At 62.3% G+C, this 9108-nt stretch carries 10 protein-coding genes and 3 pseudogenes; 5 read left to right on the plus strand and 8 right to left on the minus strand.

Annotation, left to right across the window (positions count from 1 at the left end; genetic code table 11):
• Positions 1–260 (plus strand): annotated as a pseudogene (locus MKK55_RS04020) (chemotaxis protein); the annotation flags it as partial.
• Here the strand turns inward: MKK55_RS04020 and MKK55_RS04025 are convergent.
• The 3 genes from MKK55_RS04025 to MKK55_RS04035 form a co-directional block, all read right to left on the minus strand.
• Positions 257–466: a hypothetical protein gene (locus tag MKK55_RS04025; protein WP_243933421.1), complete on the minus strand. Its 210-nt coding sequence runs from the start codon at positions 464–466 to the stop codon at positions 257–259. The pseudogene MKK55_RS04020 and the gene MKK55_RS04025 sit on opposite strands and share 4 nt — an antisense overlap.
• Before the next feature lie 394 nt (positions 467–860).
• Complete coding sequence (locus MKK55_RS04030; RefSeq protein ID WP_243933423.1) at positions 861–1124, minus strand: HD-GYP domain-containing protein; 264 nt, start codon at positions 1122–1124, stop codon at positions 861–863.
• A 5-nt stretch (positions 1125–1129) separates the two neighbouring features.
• Positions 1130–1576 carry an HD-GYP domain-containing protein gene (locus tag MKK55_RS04035; RefSeq protein WP_243933425.1) on the minus strand — a complete coding sequence of 149 codons (447 nt, stop codon included), beginning with the start codon at positions 1574–1576 and terminating at the stop codon, positions 1130–1132.
• A gap of 427 nt (positions 1577–2003) precedes the next feature.
• On the opposite strand from MKK55_RS04035, the gene MKK55_RS04040 reads away from it, so the two are divergent.
• The gene (locus MKK55_RS04040) at positions 2004–2168 is read left to right on the plus strand and encodes a hypothetical protein (RefSeq protein ID WP_243933427.1); all 165 of its coding nucleotides are present in this window, start codon (positions 2004–2006) and stop codon (positions 2166–2168) included.
• Between the two features lie 844 nt (positions 2169–3012).
• On the opposite strand, the pseudogene MKK55_RS29290 reads toward MKK55_RS04040, so the two are convergent.
• The 3 genes and pseudogenes from MKK55_RS29290 to MKK55_RS04055 all read right to left on the minus strand — a co-directional run bounded on the left by MKK55_RS29290 (position 3013) and on the right by MKK55_RS04055 (position 4313).
• Positions 3013–3342, minus strand: a pseudogene (locus MKK55_RS29290) (hypothetical protein).
• A 121-nt stretch (positions 3343–3463) separates the two neighbouring features.
• Positions 3464–4027: a chemotaxis protein CheB gene (locus MKK55_RS04050; protein WP_243933429.1), complete on the minus strand. Its 564-nt coding sequence runs from the start codon at positions 4025–4027 to the stop codon at positions 3464–3466.
• Positions 4028–4115: 88 nt separating this feature from the next.
• Entirely contained in the window at positions 4116–4313 is a 198-nt protein-coding gene (locus MKK55_RS04055; RefSeq protein ID WP_243933431.1) for a hypothetical protein, read from the minus strand.
• 849 nt (positions 4314–5162) lie between these two features.
• On the opposite strand from MKK55_RS04055, the gene MKK55_RS29295 reads away from it, so the two are divergent.
• The 3 genes and pseudogenes from MKK55_RS29295 to MKK55_RS04065 form a co-directional block, all read left to right on the plus strand.
• Entirely contained in the window at positions 5163–5588 is a 426-nt protein-coding gene (locus tag MKK55_RS29295) for a PilZ domain-containing protein (RefSeq protein ID WP_409566013.1), read from the plus strand.
• Complete coding sequence (locus MKK55_RS04060) at positions 5588–5938, plus strand: PilZ domain-containing protein (protein ID WP_243933432.1); 351 nt, start codon at positions 5588–5590, stop codon at positions 5936–5938. The genes MKK55_RS29295 and MKK55_RS04060 overlap by 1 nt, the downstream gene beginning before the upstream one ends.
• Positions 5939–6573: 635 nt before the next feature.
• Positions 6574–6747 (plus strand): annotated as a pseudogene (locus MKK55_RS04065) (carbohydrate porin); the annotation flags it as partial.
• Positions 6748–6837: 90 nt separating this feature from the next.
• On the opposite strand, the gene MKK55_RS04070 reads toward MKK55_RS04065, so the two are convergent.
• Positions 6838–8664, minus strand: a complete 1827-nt coding sequence (locus tag MKK55_RS04070; protein WP_243933434.1) for a cation:proton antiporter — start codon at positions 8662–8664, stop codon at positions 6838–6840.
• A 114-nt stretch (positions 8665–8778) separates the two neighbouring features.
• Positions 8779–9108 (minus strand): response regulator (locus MKK55_RS04075; RefSeq protein WP_243933436.1); only part of this gene is annotated, 330 nt, incomplete at its 5' end.

The following is a 9108-nucleotide window of genomic DNA, read 5'->3' on the forward strand; positions in this document are numbered from 1 at the left end:
AGGCGCGCTCCGACACGACCCAGCGCACGATCGAGGAGATCACCGGGCGGGTGGAGGAGAACGTGCAGACCTTCCAGCAGATCGTGGCGTCGACCAACCAGCAGCAGCTCGGCATCGAGCAGGTGATGGGCGCCTTGCAGAACATCCGCCAGGCGAGCCAGCAGACCGCCGCCGGCACCCGCGAGGTCGAGGCGGCCTCGGCCAACCTCACCGAGCTCGCAGGAGCCCTCATGGCCCTCGCCGAACGCTACCGGCACTAGGCGCCTTTCAGCGCCTGTCTGAATGCCTGAGGCTGCGGAACACCCGGTTGCTCGGTTCTCTCTATGAGGCCACGGGCCTGCGCAATGAACAGGTCGATCTGTACCAGCCCTTGAACGATCGCGACGATGAGATTGGCGTTCGCAACATCGATATGAGGTAGCCTACTCGTTTCCCGGCTACGCAGGTCGGAGAGCAGCGCCGTCATTTCATCCCGCCGTAGCCGCAGGTCTGCGAGGGTCACCTCAGCCCGCGCCGCCTGCAGGCTCGTAGCTTGGCCCCCGGCCAGGAGCGCTACGGCGGCGACATCGATCCGAGCGAGAGCCGATTGCTCAGCCCCCTTCGGGCGCAATGGAATGATTTCTGCTCATCGTCCCGCATCCGCTTTTCGGGAGACTTGTAGCCCCGATGCCGGCATACAGCCTGCCAACGGCAATGAGATGTTCATCTTGCAGGCGACCGCAGTATAGCGCTTCAGTGACCTCCCAGAGCACCCGATCCAAGTGTGTGAAGGACGCGCTCATGATAGAGTGTACAGTAGTTTTCAGCCCGGGCTCTTCCAAAACGAAACTCTGTTGCCGTTTCATTCCTGTCCCGCAGCCTCACTCCACGTTCGGTACAGATGGATCGAATGCCACAGCTACAGGATGGAAGGCGTGCACAAGGTCGACATCGAGGTGACCGTCCATACCCATTAGGATAGCGTAGGCCTGCAGACCGGCCATCGGCGGTCTGTAAGGACGTCGTTCGACGAGGGCCCCGTAGATGTCGCAGACGGTAACCAACCGCACGAGTTCGGGGATCTCCCAATCCTTGAGCCGATCCGGGTAGCCGGTGCCATCGAGCAGCTCGTGGTGCGACTGCACAGCTGCTAGCATCGTGTCATCAAACCCTGGCCCACGAGCATGGCGTGACCGCGCGCTGGATGCGTGCGCATCACCGCCGCCTCCGCCTCGGTGAGCTTGCCCGGCTTGTTCAAGATCTCGGTCGGAACGTGGATCTTGCCGACATCATGCAGCAGGGCAGCCTTCGTCAGGCGATGGCAGTCCGCCTCGCGTAGACCGAGCGCGGCCGAGAAGGCGGTAGCCAGCGAAGCCACAAGCAGGCAGTGCTGGTGCGTGGCATCGTCGAATTGTTGGACCACTCGGATCCAGTCGTAGATGCCACTCTCGCTGACGGCACGTACGACGAGGTCAGTACCGATTTCGGCGATGGTGGGCGTGATCGGTCTTCCAGATAAGAGCACCTGCCGGAGGAATTGCCGCGCTTCGTCAGCCCGCTCCCGCACAGCAACTGAAATCGGCCGGATCTCCAACATGTCGTTGGGCCACGTGGGAGGGCTGGCTCAGGCCAGATCTTGGTCCATCCGCTCCTCAACGATCAGCCACGACAAGGTCATTCGCTGCCCCCCTCCACGATCACTCGCAACCGGCATTTGGCAGACATCGTGGCTCCTAACGCTGTCGCGAAGGCGTAGGGTGACTGGGTTACCGATGTGGTAGACAGAGCCGGAATGCTCCACCGATAGGAGCCCGGTTGTTGCTCGCTCGGGAATACCGAGATCAAATGGTCACGTTTCGTAGCATTTGACATGCTTGGGTCATGCCACGCGGGCGCGCGCCAACTAAGGCCGAGTCACCCCCGCCGATTTCGAACTGCTCCTACCCAGCTTGCGCATCCATCCCTCGGCCCGCAGGTCGCCGGCTCGATGTTGTCGTGAAAGGCATGACCCGCTACACCGCTTCATGGATAAACTCGACGCCCTTCTGGACCGCCTTAAGTACCGCCAGCGCGACCTCATCATGGAAGCCGCTCAGTACGATACGATGCCCGCCGACAGCACGTTGAAGCGGATCGCGGAGCTTGAGAACGCCATCGCCGCGGTGGAGGCGGTAGCCGACGAAGAATAAGGTCGGCGGCGGTTGTAGAAATACACGTCGCCGAGCGAGTCTTGGGAGCAATTTCAGCCCCAGATGAGCGTGCGCGAAACGTCGCGTCCCTCATAACCAAAGCAGAACGCCAAGCATCATGATCTGTAGAGCGAACAAGGTGCCGATCATGATCTTGGCAGCGCGATCGTGATCGGCTTGGGCCCGCCGCTCAGCCTCGGTCTGCATCAGACCTACCCCTCACACGACCTGTGTAGGCGAGTATTAGGTGTCCAGCGGGGTCCCACACCATTGCGATACGACGCTTGCTGGACCTGTGCGCTTCCACTTCATAAGCGGCGATTGTGACAGCCTCCATTTCGCTGTCAGCTTCGTAGATCAAAGCTTTCCCGCTGGGCGTACCTGCCGACCCAATCTGCTGCACCCTGACACTGTAAGCCATCGCGCCTTCTCCAGCAGTTGACGCCCGCGCCAGCCGATCGGGGAAATGCCGCCAGCGCGGGCGTTGCCGAAGTTGCCCAGCAGCAACTACGACGGCATAGCGTCGCATAGGTTACCGCTCTCAAGATCATCAAAAGAGCGAATTAGATAGAGAGTCTTTATGATAAAATGTAATTTTTGAGACATTCGTGAATAATCCCATCAAATTATAAGGCGCGCCTTTGAGGCATTGGCATCGTAGGACTGTCGTGGCGGCTTTGCTCAGGTCGTTTCGATCGCTCACGGGTTGTGATCTGAGCCTACCCGCTGTGCGTCTCCTCCCGAACCAACCTCGCCCCGCGGCCAGTCTGGTGCGCGGGGCACTTCGACAGCGAGATCGAGGCCCCGCGGCGGGTAGGCGTAGGGGGCGATGATATCTGGCACCTCAGTGCTGGCAGAACGCGGACAGGTTCGCATCAGCGTTGTTGGCGGTGTCGTGCTTCTGATGGGCGGTAGCCAATACCACCCGCGTGGTCCGCAGCTCGCCTGTTAGGTCCGCGAGCGTCGGCGGCTAAGTGAGGCTCTTGCCCTTCCCGTCGCGCCAAGCGGCGATCTGAGCGTCCGACCAACGTCCGTTGCCGAGATGGTAGACGACACGCCCGTGCGGGCGACCGCAGCCCTCGCAGGCGCTGCCAGCGCGCCGAAACCGGATCATGGAAAATAGTTCGCGCCAGTCGATCGGGTAGAAGAAGCGGTGCTCGGTACGGATCGGCACTCGGTGGCTATCCAGGACGGGTGGGCTCCGGGCTCGACCATAGCGGTAAAAACCTGACGGATGGCATTCTTTCAGAGCGTTCGGGTTTGACGAGAAGCGTTCGCTCACCTCCCTGGCACCCTCAATCGTTTGAGGCACAGTGCTCGACGACCCACTTCGCGAGCCGATCGGCGGTAAGGGGAGCCTCAGGGTGATCGAGCTTCAGCGCCGCGAGGGGCATCTCAGGAAACTCGGCCTCGTCCAGGCTCTGCACCAGGCCCAGGCCACCATGCGCGGTGATCGCGAGAATGCCTGCGGCCCCATCGGTGTTTGCTCCGCTGAGCACGATCCCAACGACACGCGCGCCGTAGGTTTCGGCGGCTGAGATGAACAGGGGGTCGGCGGCAGGTCGCGTGAAATGCTCCTTGATCCCCTGATCCAGCCAGATCCCGCCGGCACGCAGCCGCATGTGGTGGTCGGGCGGCGCGACGTAGATCCGGCCGCGCTCGATTGCCTCGCCATGCCGGGCGAAGGCTACTGGAAGACTGCTGTGCCAATCGAGGATGCTGGGGAGGATGCTCTGGTTCGCCCCGATGTGCTGGACGACGAACACGGAGGCGCGGCAGGTGGGCGGAAGAGCGGCTACGATCTGCACAAGCGGACCGAGGCCACCAGCGGAGGCGGCGATGACGATGATGACACGCATTCCTCTGCAACAATCACTGCAGCAGGTTCCAGTTCATCTGCGCCGGACCGATCATCCGAGCAGGGTCGAGCGCGGACGGTCCAAACCGTCAAGCTTGGGATGTTGCTCCAACTCTACCGATCAAGAGATTTGCGATCTGCATCCGAAGGGCCTCGACCTCGGCATGCATCTCGCCGGCATCGACGGCGGTTTCAATCAGGAGTTCCCGAGCCTCGGCTAGCTCGGCACGCAATTCGGCATTTTCAGTCGCGAGCGCCAAAATCAGAGGCGTCGTGTCGTCGCTCATCCTTCAGAAACCTGTTTGATCCATTGTAGACACCGCCGCATCCGCGCCTAGAAGGTCGCCCGATCTGCTGCAGCGGTCCTGCCTTCCCCCACGGCAGGGCCGCCTCCTACTTATGTTGGCTCGCACGTCCCCTCGTGCTCTCACGACACGACGTCGGCCCGACGTCGTGCGCACACGGGCTGACAGGGCAAGGCGCAACCCGATCCGAACAGCGGCTGACGTAAATTATTTTCGACCGCTGACCGTTCAAGCCATTTCGACTTTCATGCTGCGGCCAGATCGTAGGGGCTCCACCAACCGGAGCCGTACCGATGCTGCTCGCGACCACCACTGACACCGCCGCCGTCACGCCCGCGCCCCTGTCGAAGTACGAGATCCGGGCACGCCCGCAAGTGTCTGGCCCACCCTGTGTCAGGCGTGGCTCCAGACACTCGGCATGCTGGGTTGAAGGCTGAACGTCGCTTCCGGTGCGGCCGGCCGGGGCGCTGATCTCACCCAGATCAGGGGCTAATCCGGACACCGCAATCCGCGCCCGGTGCCTGGATACGTCAGGCCGGCGAACGCCTTCAAGGATCATGCGGGGAGCGCATTTTCGTAAAGCCCGCTGCAGCCAGGTTGCCTTCGGAGCAATTTTCGCCGCCCGTTCAACCTGAGATAATTTGTAAACGTATAAGCTCCTATATAGGAGCGGTAATAGCAATCTAGCCAAATGTATGACGGCACATGATTGAAACTCATGGAAGATTCCTCCTGGAGACTGGCAGCGAAGCGACATGCGTCGCCGTCATACTAACAAGTGCATGCATTGAAGTAAGAAGGCGAGGCGGTCTACCAGCTGTCCGCCCCGGCATGAAGACGACGTGCTATCTTGATGCAATCGGCGTGGTACCTGGGCGGATAAGCGAAGTAAGCTCCGCTGGTTTCACTCTGCTCGTTGAAGCCAATGCAGAGCGCAAAGCGAGGATCGACGATCGCCTCGCTTGGCTTCGTGCTCACGCCAACGACACGGCCGATCAGCGGAATGATCCCCGGATCGTACCCACCCAGCGCGCTGTAAGCGTCACGCTATCGAACGGTCAGACTATCGGCGCAGAGATCGTTGATCTTTCGATGTCAGGTGTGGCCCTTACGACGAGCGAACGACCTGATCCTGGTTCAGCTGTTACCGTCGGGAAGCGGTTCGCCACTGTCGTCCGACACACCGCGGACGGGATCGCTGTTCGTTTCAAGCTTCCGTACAGCCCAACGACTTTCAATGAACGCGTGGTGCTGTGATGGGACATCCAGAGATCGAGCGCCGCAGTGCGCCGCGCAAGCGAGTTCTGAAGGCCGCCGAGATCATCTTTCCCAACGGGTCGTCAGTGATGGACTGCATAGTCCGAAACGTCTCGGACGTCGGGGCGAAGCTCACCCTGTCGTCATCAATTGGGGTGCCGGAGGCGTTCACTCTACTGATTGAAGCAGATGGCGTTCAACACGCCTGCAGGCTTATCCGCCGAGAGAACGAGGCGATCGGGGTTCAGTTCATTTCGACAACATTGAATTTTTTGAAGCTGAGCAGCCCTTCAGCGAAAGTCATCAGTTCAGCTGCAAACTACCTCTTGGGCTTGTCGTCAAGCCGCTGAGATGAGCATCAAGTTGATCCCGGATCTCCCGGGCCATCGCGAGATCGAGACGTAGACGTGCAGCTACAATGGGATCAGGCTGCACGCTGCCATCCATGAGAACGGCCATCCGGTCCGTAAACAAGTTGAGCGCGACCGTCTGCCCGTTCAGGACGATACTGACAGCGCCTGTAATATGCCGAACGGGAACTTCATCAGGATCGGGCGTGGCATCAATTGGCATCCCTTGAATTCCTATAAAGCTCATAAACTACAAGCGAGATGTCAATTTCTACAATTTTCTGCGAACAAGTCGACGTGCTTATTTAGCATTCTCAGAATCAAATATCAAAGTTAATGAAAAGTAAAAATATAGGTCAGGTTGCGCGCTTTCCGCTCGCCCCATGAAGTTTCTTCGATAAGCCGCCATCTCACATTGTGCTTGGCCGCCACAACAACCCAGGCGTGCCCAATTATCCTAAACAGGAATGATGCTGGCGACCTTGCCCGACACCCCAGGCGACCGATCTCATTGTGGCCGCCGTCCCCGAGCGTCCCGGACAGGTCGCCCTAACCGACCTGCTCGACGAAGGTCATCACCCGCCCGAGCCGCCGGACAATCACACGGTTGATGGCGATCCCGATGCAGACGGTTCGAGCTCTTGTTCGAGGCGACGTACCAGGCCGTCCTCGACCCCCGCGTGACGGTTCAGCCGAACCAGCAGTACGGCTTTCATCCGGGGGGCAACATCCCGGACCCACGCGACGAACTTGGGCGGCGGATCAAGAACGCCACGGTCGTCGGCCTGCGGGCGACGCTGACCTACTGAGCGAGGTTCAACTTCATGCGGGCCATCGGAAATGCCCAAGCGACCCCAGAGCGAACCCTGTGAGCCTGAACGCTGTACGCAAACCGCTCGTCAGGCGTGCGCTGGAGATGGCTCTTCCGCCATATCGAGGCTAGGAATATTCGGTGCGGCGAAGGCAAGCATGCGGTCTCCCTCGTTCGGGGCGGCACGCTCGTTGTCGACCGAGAGGAGTTCGACCACCCCGTCCTGCTTGATAATTAGCAAGGCGACCGCGTTGGTCTGCGCACCCGCGTTCGCGGGGACGACTTCGAAACGCCAGCCGGCCTCGTGTCGCCCGGCTAGGGAAGCGAAATCGATCTTGCCATCACCGAGTACCTTGCCGCGGGTATCCCGGCTGACGCCCGTGTCCGCATGCAGGAGGTGGTCCGACGACGGCGCAAGTTGGTAGACGCGCTCGCGACCGATCTCGGGGGCAAGCCTGGTGCACACCAGCGCGTTGTAAAGTTCGTCTTGGGTCGCAGCAAGCATATGGTCAGGGTGGTGGTCGGCGAGACCTTCCTCAGCATGCCGCGACAACAGCTCGGCCTGCAGCGTTGGCACACCCGCGTCACGGGCAGTCTGGAGCGCGCCGGGATAGGTGTCGATCAGCACGACCGGCACGCCCGCGCGATGCAGGGCGACGACCATGTCGCTCGCCCAGGGGGACGCTCCAACGACGGCGAGCCGTTGGGTCTGGGCCGCGGTAGACAAATTCAGTCGCCGGGCCAGCGGTCCCAGCGAGAAGCCGTGGAGGATGACTGTGGCCACGATGACCGCGAATACGGTGGGCTGGATCAGATCGCCGCCGGCGTAGCCTGCCTCGCTCAGACGGGGCCCGGCCAAACCGGCGACGGCGGCCGCGACAATGCCGCGGGGGCCGATCCAACTCACGAACAGGCGCTCCCGCCGCGACAGATCGCTGCCTAGCGTCGCGAGCCAGATGGCGGCCGGGCGGACCGCGAACAGGACGGCGGCCGTGAGAGCGAGGATGGGCAGGGACAACTTGCCGAGGACGCCGAGGTCGAGGTCGGCCGTCAGTACGACGAACAGGCACGACACCAGAAGCACGACAAGCGCCTCCTTGAACCGACGCAACTCGCCCAAGCCTGGCACGTGGCGGTTCGCTAGGGCGATGCCGAACACGGTCGCGCCGATCAGCCCGGCCTCGTGCATGAGCAGGTTCGGGACGACGTAGGCAACGAGTGCGAGCGCGAGCAGCACCGGCGTCTTGAGCGTCTCCGGGACGAGGTCCCGCCGGAACGCCCAGGCCACCCATAGAGCGAAGCCAACGCCGAGGCCGCCCGCCACCAGCACGCCCTCGGCGAGGTGGAGCGCCAGGGCAGCCACCGGCGTCTCGTCGGCACCGTGCGGCATGCCCACCAGGATCTCGATGACGACCGCCGTGAGGATCGCCCCGACCGGGTCGTTGACGATGGCCTCCCATTTCAGGAAAGCGGCGGACCGGCGCTCCAGGCGGGCGTGGCGCAGCAGCGGCAGGATCACGGTTGGTCCGGTCACGACGAGGATGGCGCCGAACACCGACGCGGGGCCCCACATCATCCCGCCGATGAGGTGCGCCGCGAGGGTGCCGAGGACGAAGTTGATAGGCAGCGCGAAGGCGGTGAGCCTGAGAACACCTTCGCCGGAAGCCCTGAGTTCGCGGAAATCAAGCGCGAGGCCACCCTCGAACACCACGATGGCTACCGCCAAGCCGATCAAGGGGCGCAGGTTCTCCCCGAAGTCGCGGGACGGGTGCAGCAAGCCGAGCACGGGTCCGACAAGGAACCCGAGCGCGAGCAGCAGCACGATGGCGGGGATGCGCAGGCGCGCTGCGAGCACCTGGGCGGCGATACCACCGCCCACGATGCAGAGGACGGCCGTCGCCAAACCGTGTTCCATCTATCCCCCTCCGGGCAAACCTGTCGTCGTGACCGTCCGACGCTTCACCGGCCGAGGGATCGGCCCCTCCGCCGTCGTGCGGGTCGGATCACATGCCCTACTAAGGGTTGGAGCCTATGGGATTCCCGCCACGGCCCCTGTCGGGGTCGCATCCCCGGCGTCCGTCTGACGGTTGTCGAGCTTGCGCAGCTCGGTGGCGATGTCTTGCAAGCTGGTGTCGCCCTTGCGCAAGATTTGGTCGGCCTCGGACAGGCGCTCGCGTTCCACCGCCGTGATGTCCCGGGCACTCAGTACCACCACTGGGACCTCGGCGCAGCCGGGCAGGTCCCGGAGCCGGTCGAGAAACGAGAACCCGTCCATGACCGGCATGGTCAGATCGAGCAGCACGAGGCGTGGCACGCCGTGCCGGACCTGGTCGAGCGCCTCGCAGCCGTTCCCGGCCTC

Origin of the sequence: Methylobacterium sp. J-059 (genome assembly GCF_022829485.1) — a bacterium.
Lineage (GTDB): Bacteria > Pseudomonadota > Alphaproteobacteria > Rhizobiales > Beijerinckiaceae > Methylobacterium.

Bases quoted from the DNA above. Each gene is read 5' to 3' on its own strand.
- MKK55_RS04025 (WP_243933421.1), bottom strand. From the start codon at position 466: ATGACGGCGCTGCTCTCCGACCTGCGTAGCCGGGAAACGAGTAGGCTA.
- MKK55_RS04035 (WP_243933425.1), bottom strand. From the start codon at position 1,576: ATGTTGGAGATCCGGCCGATTTCAGTTGCTGTGCGGGAGCGGGCTGAC.
- MKK55_RS04040 (WP_243933427.1), top strand. From the start codon at position 2,004: ATGGATAAACTCGACGCCCTTCTGGACCGCCTTAAGTACCGCCAGCGC.
- MKK55_RS04050 (WP_243933429.1), bottom strand. From the start codon at position 4,027: ATGCGTGTCATCATCGTCATCGCCGCCTCCGCTGGTGGCCTCGGTCCG.
- MKK55_RS04055 (WP_243933431.1), bottom strand. From the start codon at position 4,313: ATGAGCGACGACACGACGCCTCTGATTTTGGCGCTCGCGACTGAAAAT.
- MKK55_RS29295 (WP_409566013.1), top strand. From the start codon at position 5,163: ATGAAGACGACGTGCTATCTTGATGCAATCGGCGTGGTACCTGGGCGG.
- MKK55_RS04060 (WP_243933432.1), top strand. From the start codon at position 5,588: ATGGGACATCCAGAGATCGAGCGCCGCAGTGCGCCGCGCAAGCGAGTT.
- MKK55_RS04070 (WP_243933434.1), bottom strand. From the start codon at position 8,664: ATGGAACACGGTTTGGCGACGGCCGTCCTCTGCATCGTGGGCGGTGGT.